The sequence below is a fragment of the Mesorhizobium sp. WSM3864 genome (assembly GCF_002294955.1).
Taxonomy (GTDB): Bacteria; Pseudomonadota; Alphaproteobacteria; order Rhizobiales; family Rhizobiaceae; genus Mesorhizobium.
This window is the reverse complement of sequence record NZ_NSGD01000001.1, coordinates 244,441-261,004: the sequence shown is the minus strand read 5'-3', so window position 1 is coordinate 261,004 and position 16,564 is coordinate 244,441. Positions and strand designations below refer to the sequence as shown.

The window sequence follows — 16,564 nt, the reverse complement described above, 5'->3', positions numbered from 1 at the left end:
GGCTCCTCCGGTGGCTCGCATTTCTTTGAGGCGACACGCGGAGAACCCCTAGCATGGTTGACGTTTACGTCAAAGGGGAGTCCAGCCTCGGTAGTGTCTGAAGCTGCAAAACGTTGTTGTCGCATAGGGGTTCGAATTTCGGTATGCTCCATCGCGTGGATAGCCAGGCCGACGAGCAACCCGACGTTTTTGCCCTATTGAGAAGCACCGCCGAGTCTAGCAAGCGGCTTGCCGAGTCGATGTTGGCAGCCTATGCCGCAGATGCCCTGCCTGCGACGGGGGACGATATCGCGCATTGGGAGCGGGTATTGGCCGACGCCAAGTCAGAACTGTTAAGGCTGCACGATGCCCACCCGGACCTAAAGGCCAAAAGCGACCCGCCGACGTGATCGGCAATGCAGTCCGCATCATGCGGATTGCTACTGGCGAGGAAACCGAAGACGTGCAGCCGGATGACGGCAAGAGCGCCGCCGCCAAAGAGCTTGGTTCGAAGGGCGGAAAGAAGCGTGCCGCCAACGTGTCACCGGAGCGGCGCGCAGAAATCGCTAAGAAGGCGTCTGAAAGACGATGGAACAAACGGTGAGGCTTCAAAGCCCTTTCCCGTCGTCCTTCTCTTGTCTGTAGTCAATGGGCAGCATCAGCGTGTCGCCCTTTCTTGGGTAGTGTTCGTTCAGCAAGTTCATGAAGCCATCCCATGTCTTGCTGATCCGCATGAACGCGACCACCGCGCCTAGGTGCTCTTTCAGCTTGGGGTAACCGATATTCTTCGCGGGGCTTTGGCTGTAGCGCGCCGTTGGCCTTCCGGCTTCATTGCGAGGGGTTACCCATTTCAGCTCTTTCAAGACGCCAGCTTCGAGGCGCTTGTAGACGATATCATTTGTCAGATGGCCGAAGTATTGCGGCCGCTTCACCGAATCGAGGGCGAAATCCAGACCGCGCAAACGAAACATGTGTTCATAGAATTCGCTCAGGAAAGTCTGAACCCAAATCTGCAGCTCTTTTGCTACCCACGCCTCAAGCAACTTGGCCAAGGCATCCTTGGCCCTGTCTCTCTGGTAGCCCGTCGCTTCATCGACTAACGCGATGATGCCAATGCGCGCGAAGCCGGATTGCGCCATGCTGACGAAGCAGTACGGCGAGCCGGAAAGCAACAAGTCACCAGAGCGCCGCTATAGCCCGGCGGGTCTGCACTGGTGCGGTCAAGACGCGCGTCGAAGGCAATCCCGATCCGGAGCATGTCAGCGAGTCGCACATTGAGCGCGCCAATCTCACCATGCGCGTGGCGAACCGTCGCTTCACGCACCTAACCAATGCGTTCTCAAAGAAGTTCGATAATCACGTCCACATGGTCGCGATCTACACTGTCTGGTACAACTTCATCAAAATGCACAAGACGTTGAAGATGACGCCGGCAATGGCTGCTTGCGTGTCCAAGACGCTCTGGTCGATGGAAGATCTTTGCGAGAAGATGGACGCCGTTGCGCCGAAGCCGGGCAAGCGTGGGCCTTACAAGAAGCGTGGATGATGTGTGATGGACATCACGGCAAGGCTTACTAAAGAGACGCGCGAGTGCCTGGAACGTATTACGTCCTTTCCCTGGGATGTTCATGCGGCGGCAATTAGGCGGCGAGCGCCCCGGCCGGCAGGTGATACATTCGGCTTCTCGGAAGACGGTGTTTACTTCGACGTGGGAGACACGGCTGAATGGCTCGACAAGCCAGAAGGTGACATTGTTCTCAAAGCTTTTGTTGTCGCATTCCCTGATCCATCCTCAGAAGATGGCATTCGCGAAGAGCTATCCGTTATCTTGAAGCGCCCCGAAAAATCAAACTGAGACACTACCCCAGCCGCGCATGGCATGACGCAAGAGCAGCCAGTGCCGGCGCAAGGTTGAGAGGGTCGCAGTGCCCCCGAGTGGAGACCGACCCGGCTTTTCCATCCTGTCGAGATACGCACGCGTGAGCGCCAGCGGCAGGAAGGCGGGGCGCAGCGACGCGGGGAGAGCCGACGCGCCCTTCTCGAAAGCGCCGAGATGCTCTCGCGCCAGCGCGATCATCGCCGCAACCGCGCGCTCGGCGGCAGCATCGCCCGCTCCTTTGACGAACTCTTCCGGCGAGGAGCCGGCGGCTGCCAGGATATCGGAGGGGATAAAGCACTGTCCACGGCGACGGTGCAGCGGCAACAAAAGCAGCAAGCCGGTGATGGCCTGCGCGCAGCCCGCCCTGCCCGCCAGTTCGGCAAAGCGTGGCGCGGCATTCGGATCGAGTACCATCGCCGCAAGCTGGATGAGCGCCGCGGCCGTCTCGCCGCAATAACCCTCCAGGTCGGTCCGCGACGGCATCGGATCGTTGTAGAGATCGAAGATACGCGCTTCGAGCATGTTCTCGAAAGCGGCCTTCGGCAGATGGTTGGCGGCGATCGCCGCCCTCAGCGCGTCGGCGGTAGGATGACCTGTCTCCGCCTCGCCCTCGGCCAAGATGACATCGCGCCACCATTGCAGCCGGACCTCGCCCGGCAGCGGCTCGTGGATGCGGTCGCGAACGCCGGCGACCTCGGCATTGAAGGCATAGAGCGCAAGCAACGCGTCACGCCTGTCGGCGGGCGCGTAGAGCGCGCATAGATAGCGATCATGATCTGCGGCACGCACCGCATCCATGACGATGTTGGGCATGCCGGCCATCAATCGACGGCAATGAGCGCTGCGGCAACGGCACGGTCCTCGGCCAGCAGCACGTTGTAGGTGCGCACGGCCGCGCCCGTCGACATCGGGTCGGCCGAAATGCCGGCCTCTTTCAGGGCGGAGCGGAGTGCAGCCGGCAGCGGCCGCAGATCCTTGCCGGTGCCGACCAGCAGGATTTCTACCTTGTCGGCCTGGGCGAACAGCTTGTCGAAGTCCGAAGCTTTTAGCGCCAGCGGATCGGCCGGCTCCCAGCCATGGATACCGGACGGCAGGCACAGCAGCGAGCCTCGATGCGACATGTCGGCAAAGCGGAACCCGCCATTGCCATAGGCCTCGACCGGCGCCCTGCCCGGGAAATGCGCCTCTCGGATGACGATGCCTTTGGCCATGGGGCTAGAGCATGATGCCGAAAAGGGTGGAGCGGTTTTCGGACGACATCATGCTCTATCTCTTTGATTTAGAGCGGATTCTGATCTCAGGTCGACTCGACCTGAGATCATCCGGCTCTGACGGCTTCAGGTCGCCACGGCCTTGCCGTTCGCCGGCTTGGTCTCTTCGGCGGTTGCGGCCTGCGGCCTGAGCTTGAAGAGGATCAGCAGCGGCGCGGCGATGAAGATCGACGAATAGGTGCCGAACACCACGCCGAACAGCATCGCCAGCGTGAAGGAGCGGATCACCTCGCCGCCGAACAGCACCAGTGCCAACAGCGCAAGGATGGTGGTCACCGAGGTCAGCGTGGTTCTGGACAGCGTCTCGTTGATGGCGTTGTTCAACAGCTGCGGCAACGGCATCTTCTTGTATTTTCTTAAGTCTTCGCGGACGCGGTCATAGACGACGATGGTGTCGTTGAGTGAGTAGCCGATGATGGTCAGGATCGCCGCGAGCGACGACTGGTTGAATTCCAGTCCGGTTATGACGAAGAAGCCGATGGTCATCACCACATCGTGCACCGTGGCGATGATGGCGCCGACGGCGAACTGCCACTCGAAGCGGAACCACACATAGAGCAGGATGCCGACCAGCGCGATGAGCATGGCGATCGTGCCTTGCTTGGCGAGCTCGCCGGAGACCGTCGGTCCGACCACCTCCACGCGGCGGAAGTCATACTGGTCCTGCAGTTCGCCGCGCACCTTGTCGATGACGGTCTGCTCGGCATTCTCGCCGGCGTCCTGCGTGCCGACGCGGATCAGCACGTCGTTCGGCGCGCCGAACTGCTGCACCTGGATCTCGCCGATGTTGAGCTCAGAGAGCCTGTTGCGGATGTCACCGAGATCGGCGTCGCCCTGCTTGGACTGCACCTCGATCATCGAGCCGCCCTTGAAGTCGATGCCGTAATTGATGTCGATGGTGAGGAACCCGACAACTGACAGGATCGACAAGATGCTGGACAAAGCGAACGTCCAGCGGCGGATACCCATGAATGGGATCCTGGTGCCGGGCGGAATGAAGGTGACCGGCGCGCGCGGCAATTCCTTCGGACGGGCGCGGCGCAGCCAGATCGACACCAGCATGCGGGTGAAGGTGAAGGCGGTGAAAACGGTGGTCAGAATGCCGATCGCATAGGTGATGGCGAAACCCTTGACCGGTCCTGTGCCCAGCCAAAACAGCACCACGGTGGCAATCAGCGACGTGACATTGGAATCGACGATCGTTGCCAGCGCCTTGGCGAAGCCGGTGTCGATCGACTGGATCACCGAGCGGCCAAGTCGCCGCTCCTCTCGAATGCGCTCATAGATCAGAACGTTGGAGTCCACCGCCATGCCTATGGTGAGCACGATGCCGGCGATGCCAGGCAAGGTGAGCGTGGCGCCCAGCAGCGACAGCAGCGCCACGATCATCGCCACGTGGACGGCCAGCGCGATGTTGGCGAGGAAGCCGAGGAAGCCGTAGGCGACGAACATGAAGGCGACGACGAGGATCGAACCGATCACGCCCGCCACCTTGCCGGCATGGATGGAATCCTGGCCGAGGCCTGGACCGACCGTTCGCTCTTCGATGACCGTCAGCGTTGCCGGCAGCGCGCCGGCGCGCAGCAGCACGGCAAGGTCATTGGCGCTCTGCGGGGTGAAATTGCCGGAAATCTGCCCGGTACCGCCCAGGATCGGCTCACGGATCTGCGGCGCCGAAATCACCTGGTTGTCGAGGACGATGGCGAACAGCTTGCCGACATTCTGCGCCGTCGCCTGGCCGAACCGTGTCGCTCCCTTGGAATCGAAACGGAACGAAACCACCGGCTCGTTGGTCTGCGAATTGTAGGTCGCCTGCGCGTCGACCAGATTTTCGCCGGAAACGATGACGCGGTTTTCGATGAGATAGGGGACGGGCGGATCGTCCTGCGAGTAGAGGACGGAAGAGCCCGTGGGCGGACGGCCCTTCAGCGCATCCTGCACAGGCATCGACTGGTCGACCATCTGGAAGGTCAGCTTGGCGGTCTGTCCGAGGATCTCCTTCAGCCGCTGCGGATCCTGCAGGCCCGGCACCTGGACAAGGATGCGGTCGTCGCCCTGCCGCTGCACGATCGGCTCGGTCGTGCCGAGCTCGTTGACGCGCCGCTCGACCACTTCAATCGACTGCGACAGAGCCGTTGAGGTGCGGTATTTCAGGCCGGCGTCGGTGACCGTGAATTTGAGCAGGCCGGGCTCGGAGTCATCCAGCGACATTTCCTGGATGGAGCCGCCGCTGAACAGTCCAGCCGCGACCGGATCGGTCAGCGGCTTTAGGACTTTTTTGGCCTGGTCGAGTTGAGCCTGGTCCGTGATGCGAACCTGCACGGTGCGGCCGGAACCGGAAAGGCCGGTGTAGTTGATCTTGGGATTGGCCTCGCGCAGCAGCGTCCTGATCTCGTCGCGCGTCGTCTCCATCCTATCCTTGATCAGATCGTTCTGATACATTTCAAGCAGGATGTGCGAGCCGCCCTGAAGGTCGAGGCCGAGCGTCATCTGCCGCTTCGGCACCCAGCTCGGCAGTTGCGCCAGCGTGCTTGCAGGAAACAGGTTGGGCGCGGCGAGGACCACTGTCACGGCCACGGCCAGCCAGATCAGGATCATCTTCAGGCGCGAGAAATAAAGCATTCGTTCTTATCCGTTCAGGCGTACAAGCGGCAGCGTTCCGCCATCAAGGTGGTGATTACTTCTTCGCGTTCTGGTTCGCCACCGGCTCGCCCTTGACCCGCACGTCGGAGATCGTCGAGCGCAGCGCCGTCACCTTGGTCCCGCCGCCAAGGTCGATCTCCAGCTCATTGTCGTCGATCACCTTGGTCACCTTGCCGACGAAGCCGCCGCCGGTCACCACCGTATCGCCGCGGCGCACTGCGGCCAGCATTTCCTGGCGCTTCTTCAGCTGCGTGCGCTGCGGCCTGATGATCAGAAAATACATGATCACGAAAATCAGGACAAACGGCAAAATGCTGATGAACATATCGGGCGAGGTGCCGACGCCTTGGGCGTATGCCGGTGTGACGAACATCAAGAAACTCCTGGATGGTGAAATACCGCCGGGACGGCCCCGCGAAATTTTGGCCGGAATATAGTCGGTAAAGTTGCCAATGCAACTGCGCGACCCGCCGAATCCGTTGCTTTTCCAGCCGTTTGGCGCGTGCTAGAGCGTCGCAGCCGGAAGCCGGTTGGAGCCGGCCGAAAAGATCGTGCTACAACAGAAGCTTGCAGTTGGTTCTTGGTGCGCAGCCGCGGATCCGTTTCACGTTCCGTGATTGCCAAGTTAAAAAGACCGGAAATGACCGATAGCCTGGATGCCCTGAACAAAAAGCTCGACCGCCTGATCGACGCGGTCTCCCGTCTCGCCCCGCCACCGGTTCCCGAGACCGACCTCGGCGTGGCCGATTGCTTCGTCTGGCAGGCCGATCCCGGCTGCCTGGAGCCGGTCCACAAGGTCAATCGCGTCGACATCGGCCTGATCCGCGGAGTCGACCGGGTCCGCGACATCCTGCTCGACAACACCGAGCGCTTCGCGTCCGGCTTCGCCGCCAACAATGTGCTGCTCTGGGGCGCGCGCGGCATGGGCAAGTCGTCGCTGGTCAAGGCCGTGCACGCCAAGGTCAATGCTTCGGACAAGCTTGACCGGCCCCTGAAGCTGATCGAGATCCATCGCGAGGACATCGACACCCTGCCCAAGCTGATGAGCCTGTTGAAGGCGGCGCCCTACCGCTTCATCCTGTTTTGCGACGACCTTTCCTTCGACCATGACGACACTTCCTACAAGTCGCTCAAGGCGGCGCTCGAAGGCGGCGTCGAGGGCCGCCCGGCCAACGTCATCTTCTACGCCACGTCGAACCGTCGGCACCTGCTGCCGCGCGATATGATCGACAATGAGCGCTCGACCGCCATCAACCCGTCGGAAGCGGTGGAGGAAAAAGTCTCGCTCTCCGACCGCTTCGGCCTGTGGCTCGGCTTCCACAAATGCTCGCAGGACGAATATCTCGACATGATCGACGGCTATGTCCGTTACCATGCCCTCGCGATTGATCCCGAGACGTTGCGCGCGGAAGCCTTGGAATGGGCAACGACGCGCGGCAGCCGCTCCGGCCGCGTCGCCTGGCAGTTCACCCAGGATCTTGCCGGACGGCTCGGCAAGCCGCTTAAGGACTGATAGCCCATATCACCGGCTGCACTGAAAAAGCCCGCTCCTGGCGGAGCGGGCTGAAGCCGGCGGGCCGGACTGGAGGTCAGGCGGCCCGCAATTTGTTCTTGTTCTATTCGAGATAGCCGCTCGGATCGACCGGGGCGGAGTTCTTGCGCACCTCGAAGTGCAGCTTCGGCGAGTCCGTGGTGCCGCTCATGCCGGACAGCGCGATCTCCTGGCCGCGCTTGACCTTCTGGCCGCGCTGCACCTCGATCGAGCTGGCGTGGCCGTAGACGGTGACCAGGCCGTTCTCGTGGCGCACCAGCACCGTGTTGCCGAACTCCTTGAGACCGTCGCCGGCATAGATGACGACACCGTTTTCGGCCGCCTTGATCGGCGTCCCTTCCGGCACCGCGATGTCGACCCCGTCCTTGCCGGAGCCGAAGCCGGAGATGACGCGGCCGCGCACCGGCCAGCGCATCTTGCCGATGCCGGTCGCATCCGGCGCCACTGCATCGTCGTCCTCGGCCTGCTGGATGACCTTGGCGTCCTTCTTCGGCGGCGTGTAGGAGGCGAGCGTCTCCGACGGTGTGGTCTTTGCCGGCGGCTGCGTGGTTGCCGTCGTCACCGGATCGACGGTCGGCTTGGTCGCGACAGGCTTCGCGGCAGCGACGGCAACGGTGCCGCCGGCCGGAACCTTGAGCGTCTGGCCGATCTTCAAGAGGCCGTCCTTCATGCCGTTGGCCTGCTTGAGCGCCGTGACGCCGACGCCGGTCTTGCGGGCGATCGAAGACAGGGAATCGCCCTGCTGAACGGTGTAGGTACCGCCGGCGCCGGCCGGCTTTGCCTCGGCCATCTGGGCGGGCGTGGCGCTCTTCGAACCGCTGGCCGCCGCCGATGCATCGACCTGCGCGGCGGATTTGCCGTCCTTGAGTTTTGGCTGCTGCGGCAGCACGGCAACCTTCTCCGGCGCGCCGGCGGGCTGCTTCGGTGGGTTGGCGGGCTTGGTGCTGTCGGCAACCTTCGGCCCGCCCTTGCTCGAATAGGCATAGGCCGGAATGACGATCTTCTGGCCGGTTCTGATGCCCTTGTTGGCATCGAGCCCGTTGACCTTGATGATCGCATCGGCCGGCACATGATATTGGCGGGCCAGACCGGAAATCGTCTCGCCTTCCCTCACCACGATCTCGGTCGCGTGCGGCGCCGCGCTTGCGTTGCGCACCGCGTCGGGCTCGGCGGTCTTGAACGGCTTCGCGGCCGGGGCGACTGTATTGGTGGCCGTCCTGTCCAGATGCGGCGCGGCAGGCGCCGGCGCGAGTGCCGGGGCCGAGGCGGTGCGCATCGGCTTGGCGGCGGCCGGCGCCGAGGGCGGCGGCAATTGCTGGGACGTCACCGGCTCGAGACTGGAGCGACTCACGGACTGGGTGTGACTGCCGTCGACAGGCGCCGGCGCGACCGTATCGCCCGGATAGGGCTGGTCGACATTCTGCTTGTTGATGATGGCGCGCTGATTGTTGGTGGACGATGTGAAGACGTCGTCGACACCATTGAAGCGCATCGCCTGGGAGCTGCAGCCTGCCGCGGCACCGGCGATCATGAGGACGGCGCAGCCGCGCGCCAGATTGCGTCCGTTTGCCTTCAAACCATTGAATTGCATCGCACTAACCCGCACAGACCCGGTACAAACTGGTCATGATTAAAGCGCGTTAATGTTACTGGCCGGTTAACCCATTAGAATCCGCCGAAAATTTTCTTAAAACATTTTTCGACAGGCGCGACGAAGTCCGGACAGATCGTGCCGATCGAGACGAGAGGGACGTCTCGGGAGCCGGCGAAGCGCACGAAATGAGACCGGGCGAGCAGCGGCACCACCCTCACTTGACCACGCCTGCGCTGCCAAAGCGGTGCCTGCCAGAATCGTCCAGGCTTCTGGAAATATCCTTGCTGTTGCGCCGAGGTAACAGCATTTTTCGGTTGAGTTCGGCTAACGTGGATGCAACCGGGAGGGGTACCCTGATGAAACGAGTTCTGATCGCCGCAGCGGCTTTTGCTGCTGCTCTAAGCGCCGTTGCGCACGCGTCCGCCGCCGATCTCGCCGTTCCTGTCCCTACGAAGACCGACGTTGGGTATGATTGGAGCGGCTTTTACATCGGCGCCAATGGCGGCTGGGGCTCGAGCCACTCCTGCTGGACCTCAGCGTTTTTTGGCAGCGAAGGTTGTCATAACGCCACCGGCGGGACGGCCGGCTCTCAGCTCGGCTACCGCTGGCAGCGCAGCGATTGGGTCTTCGGCCTGGAGGCTCAAGGGAATTGGGCCGATTTGAAAGGTTCCAACGTCGACATCGTTGTTCCCGTCTTCATAAATCGGTCCCATGTCGACTGGTTTGGCTTGCTGACCGCCCAAGTCGGGTACAGCGTCGACAACGCCCTATTCTACGTCAAGGGAGGCGCGGCCGTGACTCACGACCGTTTCGATGTTTTCTTTTCACCCGACACGCCCGCCGGCGAGACAGACGATCAGACCCGCTGGGGCGGTGCCTTGGGTGCCGGTCTTGAATATGGCTTTGCCCCGAATTGGTCACTCGCGATCGAATACGATCACCTGTTCATGCCCGACAAGACCACCACCTTCACGGTCGTTGGCGCGCCCGGGGGCCCCTTCAGCACCGAGCGCATCGATCAGGATGTCGATCTCGTTGGTTTGCACCTGAACTACCGCTGGGGTGGCTGACTACAGTGATGGGTCGCAGGCGCGTTCGACGCGGTTAGCCGTCGATCGCAGGGCTGGCGCGCTAGATCACCGCGGCAACGCTGCGCAGGACCGGCTGCAGCCTCACCATGCCGATGTCCTCGCGCTCGAAACGGCTGCCGACCTTGGTGAGCTTGGCCAGCACCTGCTCGCCCTCCTCCGGGCCGATCGGCGCGATGACGACGCCACCGCTCGACAATTGATCGAGCAGGAAGCGCGGCAGGCTTTCGAAGGCCGCCCAGGCGATGATGCGGTCGAACGGCCCTTCGTTGGGCAGGCCGTTGGAGCCGTCGGCCTGGCGTACGATGACATTGCTGATGCCGAGCGCCTCGAATCGCTGCTTTGCCTGCTCGGTCAAGGTCTTGTAGCGGTCGACGCTGACGACGCGCGCGGCAAGCCTGGACATCACGGCTGCCGTATAGCCGGACCCGGTGCCGATCTCGAGCACGCGGTTGCCCGGCTCGATGGCCAAAGCCGCAACCACCGCCGCCTGCAGGTCCGCGCCCTCGATCGCCTCGCCGCATTCGATCGGCAGCATGCCTTCCGACCAGGCGATCGAATGGAACTGCGCGGATAGGAAGCCGCGCCGCGGCGTCGCCTCGAAAGCAGCGACCAGTGCCTTCGGCGCCGTGCCCCTGCCGCGCAGCCGCAGCAGGAAAGCGGCGAAACCTTCACGGTCGTCGATAGCCATGGTCATGACAGCGCCTTGGTCAGCTGGTCGCGGAGTTCATGGGCGGTGAGGTCGAGGTGCAGCGGCGTCACCGACACCAGCCGGTTGCGCAGCGCGTAAAGATCGGTGCCCTTTTTGCCTTCGACCGGCTCCCGACCGAAGCGCAGCCAGTAATAAGGCAGACCGCGACCGTCGCGGCGCTCGTCGACCCAAAGGCTGTGCACGAGCTTGCCCTGCGCGGTGACGACCGTGCCCTCGATTTCGTCGGGTGCGCAGTTCGGGAAATTGACGTTGAGCAGCACGCCTTCCGGCAGCGGCGTTGCGATCAGCTTTTCGAGCAGCGCCGGCGCCAGCGCTTCGGTCGTCTCGTAAGGGACGACGCGGTCCTCGCCCAAATAGGAATAGGCCTGGCTGACCGCGATCGAACGGATACCGAGCAGCGCCCCCTCCATGGCGCCGGCAACCGTGCCCGAATAAGTAACGTCGTCGGCGATGTTGGCGCCGGAATTGACTCCCGAAAGGATGAGGTCAGGCGGCCCGGGGAGGATCTTTTTCGTGCCCATGATGACGCAGTCGGTGGGGGTGCCGCGCACTGCGAAATGCTTCTCGCCGACCTTCCTCAGCCTGAGCGGTTCCGAAATCGAAAGCGAATGCGCGTAGCCGGACTGGTCCTGCTCGGGCGCCACCACCCAGACATCATCCGAGAGCGTTCGGGCGATGCGCTCGAGCGACGCAAGGCCTTCGGCGTGGATGCCGTCATCATTGGTCAGCAGGATGCGCATGAACTCATTTCGATTCGATCTTGGCAAGACCACCCATGTAAGGCCGCAGCACTTCAGGAATGGTTACGCCGCCGTCCTCATTCTGGTAGTTTTCGATGACGGCGATGAGAGCGCGGCCGACCGCGGTGCCGGAGCCGTTCAACGTGTGCACGAAGCGGTTGCCCTTGCCGTCCTTGTCCTTGTAGCGGGCATCCATGCGCCTCGCCTGGAAGTCGCCGCAGACCGAGCAGGACGAGATTTCGCGATAGGCGTTCTGGCCCGGCAGCCAGACCTCGATGTCGTAGGTCTTGCGTGCGCCAAAGCCCATGTCGCCGGTGCAGAGCGTCACCGTGCGGAACGGCAGGCCGAGCCGCTTCAGCACCTCCTCGGCGCATTGCGTCATGCGCTCATGCTCGGCGAGCGAGCTTTCCTGGTCGGTGATCGACACCAGCTCGACCTTGTAGAACTGGTGCTGGCGCAGCATGCCGCGCGTGTCGCGGCCGGCCGAGCCCGCTTCCGAGCGGAAGCACGGCGTCAGCGCCGTGTAGCGCAGCGGGAGCTTCTCATGCGGCGTGATCTCCTCGCGCACCAGATTGGTCAGCGGCACTTCCGCCGTAGGGATCAGGCCCAGCCGTCCGTCGCCATGCGGCGTGAAGAACAGGTCCAGTTCGAATTTCGGCAGCTGGTTGGTGCCGAAGAGAACCTCGTCGCGCACCATCAGCGGCGGCTGGATCTCCCCATAGCCGTGCTCTGTCGTGTGCAGGTCGATCATGAACTGGCCGAGCGCGCGCTCCATGCGCGCCAGTTGGCTCTTCAGCACCGTGAAGCGCGAGCCGGACAGCTTCGCCGCACGCTCGAAATCCATCATGCCGAGCGCTTCGCCGATCTCGAAATGCTCCTTCACCCAGTTCGGGCGGGTCGGCACATCGCCGACGACGCGCTTGACGACATTGTCGTGCTCGTCCTTGCCGACCGGCACGTCGTCGAGCGGCACGTTGGGCAGGACCGCAAGCGCGTCGTTCAGCGCCTGGTCGAGCTCGCGCTCGCGCGCCTCGCCGTTCTGGATGAACGCCTTGATCTCGCCGACCTCGGCCTTGAGCTTTTCAGCAAGCACGGCCTCGCCCGAGCGCATGGCATTGCCGATTTCCTTCGAAGCGGCATTGCGGCGCTCCTGCTTGACCTGCAATTCGCTGAGATGGGTGCGGCGCTCCTCGTCCCTGGCGATCAGATCCTCGACGGCGGACTGGGCGTCCTCAGCCGACCACGAGCGCTTCACCAGCGCTTCGATAAGGGCCTTCGGGTTGTCGCGAATCCATTTGATGTCAAGCATGGCTTTCCGTCCTCGAGTAAGGTTCGAGGGCGTAAACCGCATCCCTGATCGATGCAAGACAGCAGCAGCCGGCAGCCGTGTTTTTCAGGCCCGGGACCAGGTTTTAGCGCTAGGTTGACGGCGCGTCCGGCGTCTTTCCGGCGACAGCGCTGTCTGCCTCTTCCTGCCCGTCGCGCGCCAGACGGTCGCGCTCCCGGCTGCGCTCGATCAGGCGCGAAGTGAAGATCGCGACCTCGTAGAGCACGATGGTCGGAAGAGCGAGGCCGATCTGGCTCATCGGATCTGGCGGGGTCAACACCGCGGCGACGACGAAGGCAATGACGATCGCCCATTTGCGCTTCTCGGCCAGCGCTTGCGACGACAGAAGACCGACGCGCGTCAGCAGGCTGGTCACCACCGGCAGCTGGAACACCAGGCCGAAGGAGAAGATCAGCGTCATGATCAGGCTGAGATATTCCGACACCTTCGGCAGCAAGGAGATCTGCACCTGGTCGTTGGTGCCGACCTGCTGCATGGCGAGGAAGAACCACATCACCATCGGGGTGAAGAAGAAATAGACCAGCGAGGCGCCCATCAGGAACAGGATGGGCGACGCAATCAGGAACGGCAGGAAGGCGCTGCGTTCGTTCTTGTAGAGACCCGGCGCGATGAATTTATAGATCTGCGTGGCGATCAGCGGGAAAGCGATGACCATGCCGCCGAACATGGCGAGCTTCACCTGGGTGAAGAAGAACTCCTGCGGCGCCGTGTAGATCAGCTCGACCTTGTGCGGGTCGAGCCCAGCCCATTGCGTCGCCCATTTGAACGGGACGACCAGAAGGTTGAACAGGCGCTTGGCGAAGAAGAAGCAGGCGAGGAAGGCGATGAAGAAGCCGCCCAGCGACCAGATCAGCCGCCGGCGCAGCTCGACAAGGTGCTCGATCAGCGGCGCCGAGGATTTCTCGATCTCTTCCCTCTCCTTGTCCGAGACGCTCACTTGGCGGCTCCTGCCGTCTTCTTGGCATCGGCGGCCTTTTTCACGGCCGGCTTCTTCGCCGCGGGGTTGGCCTCAACCTTGGGTGCCGCCTTCTTAGCAGGCGCTGCGGCCTTTGCGGGCGCCGGCGCAGATTTTGCCGGGGCTTTAGGCGCCGGAGCCTTGGCCGATGCGGCTTTCGCCGCTGCACCGGCGGCTTTCGTCTTCGACGCGGCCACTTTTTTCGCCGGCTGGGCGGACCCGGCGGTCTCCGCAATGGGCGTGGTCACGGAGGCCTCAGTCAAGGCCGGGGAGATCGGCGCAGCTGGCGGGGACATCGGCACAGCCGGGGCGACGTCGGTTCCGTTGATGCCCGGGATTTCCGTCGCGCCGTTCTTCAGCGGCTCGGCAGGCTGCGGGGTCGTTGCATCCGAGGGCGCCTGATCGGAAGCCGGCTTGGGCTTCATCATCGTATCGACGCCGGCCCGCACGTCGGCCGCCGCCTGCTCGAACGGATTGAGCTGCTTGCGGATTTCGTTCATCGGGCTGAGCCCACGAAGGCTGTCGACCGAGTCCTTGACATCGTCAAGCTCGGCTTCCTTCAGGGCGTCGTTGAACTGCTTCTGGAAGTCGCCCGCCATGGCGCGCAATTTGGCCGCGGTGCGGCCAAACGTGCGCAGCATGTTGGGCAAATCCTTCGGCCCGACGACCACGATCATGACGACCGCGATCACCAGCAGCTCGCTCCAGCCGACTTCGAACATGGCAATCTATTCCAACGAGAGCCTGTCGCCCAAAAACACGAAAGGGTTCTGGGACAACGACATGCTCAAAGCAACAACCGGACTCAGCTCTTGCTGACCTTTTCCTTGCCCGGCGATACGGTCTCGTCGGCGCGGTGCTCGACGGTCCGCTTGTCGTCGGTATCGTCCTCAGCCATGCCCTTCTTGAAGCTCTTGATGCCCTTGGCCATGTCGCCCATCAGCTCCGGCAGCTTGCCGCGGCCGAACAGGAGCAGCACGATGACCAGAACGATCAGCCAGTGCCATATCGATAGTGAACCCATAACAATCTCTCTCGAATGTTTTCCCTCGGCGATGATCTATGCGTTTTCGCTCGGGGATTCAAACACAACCGCAATGAAGTTGGTAAAATGGCTAGCGGATGTCACGCACTTTCGGCGTGAGCGCCTTGCTACGAATCCGCGCAGCCCCTGCTAATAGACCATTCGTATCGGTTTCGCACTCACTCTTCGGTGACGCGCGGCGTGAGCAATCCGAGCTCCTCGAGGTCGATATCGGTCAGCGCATCCTCGTCCTCGGCCAGCGCGTCCGGATCGGCCGGCGGCACAGGCATCGAGAAATTGGACGGCATGCGCGTCGAGAGCAATCCGGCGCCCTTCAGCTCTTCCATGCCGGGCAGGTCGCGGATCTCCTCCAGCGCGAAGTGATCGAGGAAAGCGTCGGTCGTGCCGTAGGTCACGGGACGGCCGGGCGTGCGGCGCCGGCCGCGCATCCTGACCCACTCCGTCTCCAGCAGCGTGTCCAGCGTGCCCTTCGAGGTCTCGACCCCCCTGATATCCTCGATCTCGGCGCGGGTGACCGGCTGATGATAGGCGATGATCGCCAGCACTTCGAGCGCCGCGCGCGAAAGCTTTCTCTGCTGGACCGAGTCCCGGCTCATCAGGAAAGCCAGGTCGCCGGCGGTGCGGAACGCCCAGGCGTCGCCGACCCGCACCAGGTTGACCCCGCGCTTGGCGTAGATTTCCTGCAGATCGGCCATTGCCGCCGCGATGTTGACGCCCTCGGGCAGGCGCGCCGCCAGTTGCCTTTCACTGACCGGCTCGGCACTGGCGAAGATGATCGCCTCGGCCATGCGGACTGCTTCCGACAATTGCAGCCGCTCGGCGGGGTTCTCGATAGAACCCTGCTCGGCCATCTCGGCTTCCGGTTCGACCTTGAACGGGATGACCGAAGCGTTGGCGCGTTCACTCATGATGCCACCTCGACTGCCTTGACCCCTTGTGCGCGGCCGCGCAGATAGATCGGCGCGAAGACCTGATCCTGCCGCACTTCCAGCTTGCCCTCGCGCACCATTTCGAGTGTCGCGGCGAACGAACTGGCGACTGCCGTGCGCCTTTCTTCCGGCGCCGCCAGATACTGGATCAGGAAGCTGTCGAGCGCCGTCCAGTCGCCAATCGTTCCGACCAGCCGTGCCAGCACGTCGCGTGCGTCCTTCAGCGACCATACGGCGCGTCTGGCGATCGTCACGTTGCTGATCGCCTGCCGCTGGCGCTGCTGCGCATAGGCGGTCAGCAGATCGTAGAGCGAGGCCGAATAGGCATTGCGCTTCTCGACGATCACCATTTCCGGCATGCCGCGCGCGAAGACGTCGCGGCCGAGCCGGTTGCGGTTGACCAGCCGCGCAGCGGCATCACGCATCGCCTCCAGCCGCTTCAGCCGGAATTGCAGCACCGCTGCCAGTTCCTCGCCGCTCTCGCCCTCTTCGCCCGGCTGTTTCGGGATCAACAGCTTCGACTTGAGGAAGGCAAGCCATGCCGCCATGACCAGATAGTCGGCCGCGAGCTCCAATCTCAGCGCCCTCACCTTCTCGATGAAGGCCAGATATTGCTCGGCGAGCGCCAGGATCGAGATGCGGGCGAGATCGACCTTCTGGTTGCGCGCCAGATGCAGCAGAAGATCGAGCGGGCCCTCGAAGCCGGCGACATCGACCACGAGCGACGGATCGCCGGTCAGACGTGACTCGTCGTTCTCGGCCCACAGACGGTCCATCGGTGCGGCCTTCGCGGCCTTGCTGTCCAATGTTTCCGCCACTTGCCTTGCTT

Annotated in this window: 20 protein-coding genes; 6 read left to right on the top strand and 14 right to left on the bottom strand. The window is 63.0% G+C overall.

Features of this window, described 5'->3' with window-relative positions; translation table 11 throughout:
• Positions 1-143 precede the first annotated feature (143 nt).
• The gene (locus CK215_RS31185; protein ID WP_170950182.1) at positions 144-389 is read left to right on the top strand and encodes a hypothetical protein; all 246 of its coding nucleotides are present in this window, start codon (positions 144-146) and stop codon (positions 387-389) included.
• Complete coding sequence (locus CK215_RS01245) at positions 386-583, top strand: RNA-binding protein (RefSeq protein ID WP_245418579.1); 198 nt, start codon at positions 386-388, stop codon at positions 581-583. The genes CK215_RS31185 and CK215_RS01245 overlap by 4 nt, the downstream gene beginning before the upstream one ends.
• A gap of 4 nt (positions 584-587) precedes the next feature.
• Here the strand turns inward: CK215_RS01245 and CK215_RS01240 are convergent, their stop codons facing one another.
• Entirely contained in the window at positions 588-1,151 is a 564-nt protein-coding gene (locus tag CK215_RS01240; protein ID WP_210201660.1) for a P63C domain-containing protein, read from the bottom strand.
• A gap of 122 nt (positions 1,152-1,273) precedes the next feature.
• Here CK215_RS01240 and CK215_RS01235 point away from each other — a divergent pair, with 122 nt between their 5' ends.
• On the top strand, positions 1,274-1,525 hold the full coding sequence (locus CK215_RS01235; protein ID WP_095829866.1) for a hypothetical protein: 252 nt from the start codon (positions 1,274-1,276) through the stop codon (positions 1,523-1,525).
• Positions 1,526-1,531: 6 nt separating this feature from the next.
• The gene (locus CK215_RS30575; protein WP_141245437.1) at positions 1,532-1,834 is read left to right on the top strand and encodes a hypothetical protein; all 303 of its coding nucleotides are present in this window, start codon (positions 1,532-1,534) and stop codon (positions 1,832-1,834) included.
• Here the strand turns inward: CK215_RS30575 and CK215_RS01230 are convergent.
• From CK215_RS01230 to yajC, 4 genes are all read right to left on the bottom strand, one after another.
• On the bottom strand, positions 1,826-2,671 hold the full coding sequence (locus CK215_RS01230; RefSeq protein ID WP_245418578.1) for a phytoene/squalene synthase family protein: 846 nt from the start codon (positions 2,669-2,671) through the stop codon (positions 1,826-1,828). The genes CK215_RS30575 and CK215_RS01230 overlap by 9 nt on opposite strands.
• Before the next feature lie 8 nt (positions 2,672-2,679).
• Positions 2,680-3,069, bottom strand: coding sequence for an Mth938-like domain-containing protein (locus CK215_RS01225; RefSeq protein WP_067329577.1), 390 nt, complete (start codon positions 3,067-3,069; stop codon positions 2,680-2,682).
• A gap of 126 nt (positions 3,070-3,195) precedes the next feature.
• A complete protein-coding gene (gene secDF / locus CK215_RS01220) occupies positions 3,196-5,751 on the bottom strand; it encodes a protein translocase subunit SecDF (RefSeq protein ID WP_095829865.1) in 2,556 nt (851 codons plus the stop codon).
• 55 nt (positions 5,752-5,806) lie between these two features.
• Positions 5,807-6,145, bottom strand: a complete 339-nt coding sequence (yajC, locus tag CK215_RS01215; protein ID WP_067000009.1) for a preprotein translocase subunit YajC — start codon at positions 6,143-6,145, stop codon at positions 5,807-5,809.
• Between the two features lie 267 nt (positions 6,146-6,412).
• Between yajC and CK215_RS01210 the strand changes: the two genes are divergently transcribed.
• A complete protein-coding gene (locus tag CK215_RS01210) occupies positions 6,413-7,285 on the top strand; it encodes an ATP-binding protein (RefSeq protein ID WP_095829864.1) in 873 nt (290 codons plus the stop codon).
• A gap of 103 nt (positions 7,286-7,388) precedes the next feature.
• On the opposite strand, the gene CK215_RS01205 is transcribed toward CK215_RS01210, so the two are convergent.
• A complete protein-coding gene (locus CK215_RS01205) occupies positions 7,389-8,915 on the bottom strand; it encodes a LysM peptidoglycan-binding domain-containing M23 family metallopeptidase (protein WP_095829863.1) in 1,527 nt (508 codons plus the stop codon).
• Between the two features lie 359 nt (positions 8,916-9,274).
• On the opposite strand from CK215_RS01205, the gene CK215_RS01200 reads away from it, so the two are divergent.
• Positions 9,275-9,988, top strand: a complete 714-nt coding sequence (locus tag CK215_RS01200) for an outer membrane beta-barrel protein (RefSeq protein ID WP_067000875.1) — start codon at positions 9,275-9,277, stop codon at positions 9,986-9,988.
• A gap of 61 nt (positions 9,989-10,049) precedes the next feature.
• Here the strand turns inward: CK215_RS01200 and CK215_RS01195 are convergent, their stop codons facing one another.
• The 8 genes from CK215_RS01195 to CK215_RS01160 form a co-directional block, all read right to left on the bottom strand.
• Complete coding sequence (locus tag CK215_RS01195; RefSeq protein WP_066999999.1) at positions 10,050-10,703, bottom strand: protein-L-isoaspartate(D-aspartate) O-methyltransferase; 654 nt, start codon at positions 10,701-10,703, stop codon at positions 10,050-10,052.
• Positions 10,700-11,458: a 5'/3'-nucleotidase SurE gene (gene surE, locus CK215_RS01190; protein WP_066999996.1), complete on the bottom strand. Its 759-nt coding sequence runs from the start codon at positions 11,456-11,458 to the stop codon at positions 10,700-10,702. The genes CK215_RS01195 and surE overlap by 4 nt, the downstream gene beginning before the upstream one ends.
• A 4-nt stretch (positions 11,459-11,462) precedes the next feature.
• The gene (gene serS / locus CK215_RS01185; RefSeq protein WP_095829862.1) at positions 11,463-12,767 is read right to left on the bottom strand and encodes a serine--tRNA ligase; all 1,305 of its coding nucleotides are present in this window, start codon (positions 12,765-12,767) and stop codon (positions 11,463-11,465) included.
• Between the two features lie 109 nt (positions 12,768-12,876).
• Positions 12,877-13,743 (bottom strand): twin-arginine translocase subunit TatC, encoded by an 867-nt coding sequence (gene tatC, locus CK215_RS01180; RefSeq protein WP_095829861.1) that lies wholly within the window; start codon positions 13,741-13,743, stop codon positions 12,877-12,879.
• Positions 13,740-14,483, bottom strand: a complete 744-nt coding sequence (gene tatB / locus CK215_RS01175) for a Sec-independent protein translocase protein TatB (RefSeq protein ID WP_066999987.1) — start codon at positions 14,481-14,483, stop codon at positions 13,740-13,742. The genes tatC and tatB overlap by 4 nt, the downstream gene beginning before the upstream one ends.
• Before the next feature lie 83 nt (positions 14,484-14,566).
• Complete coding sequence (locus CK215_RS01170) at positions 14,567-14,785, bottom strand: twin-arginine translocase TatA/TatE family subunit (protein WP_066999984.1); 219 nt, start codon at positions 14,783-14,785, stop codon at positions 14,567-14,569.
• 179 nt (positions 14,786-14,964) lie between these two features.
• Positions 14,965-15,714 carry an SMC-Scp complex subunit ScpB gene (scpB, locus tag CK215_RS01165; protein ID WP_066999981.1) on the bottom strand — a complete coding sequence of 250 codons (750 nt, stop codon included), beginning with the start codon at positions 15,712-15,714 and terminating at the stop codon, positions 14,965-14,967.
• A complete protein-coding gene (locus CK215_RS01160) occupies positions 15,711-16,511 on the bottom strand; it encodes a ScpA family protein (RefSeq protein ID WP_067000872.1) in 801 nt (266 codons plus the stop codon). The genes scpB and CK215_RS01160 overlap by 4 nt, the downstream gene beginning before the upstream one ends.
• Positions 16,512-16,564: the final 53 nt, after the last annotated feature.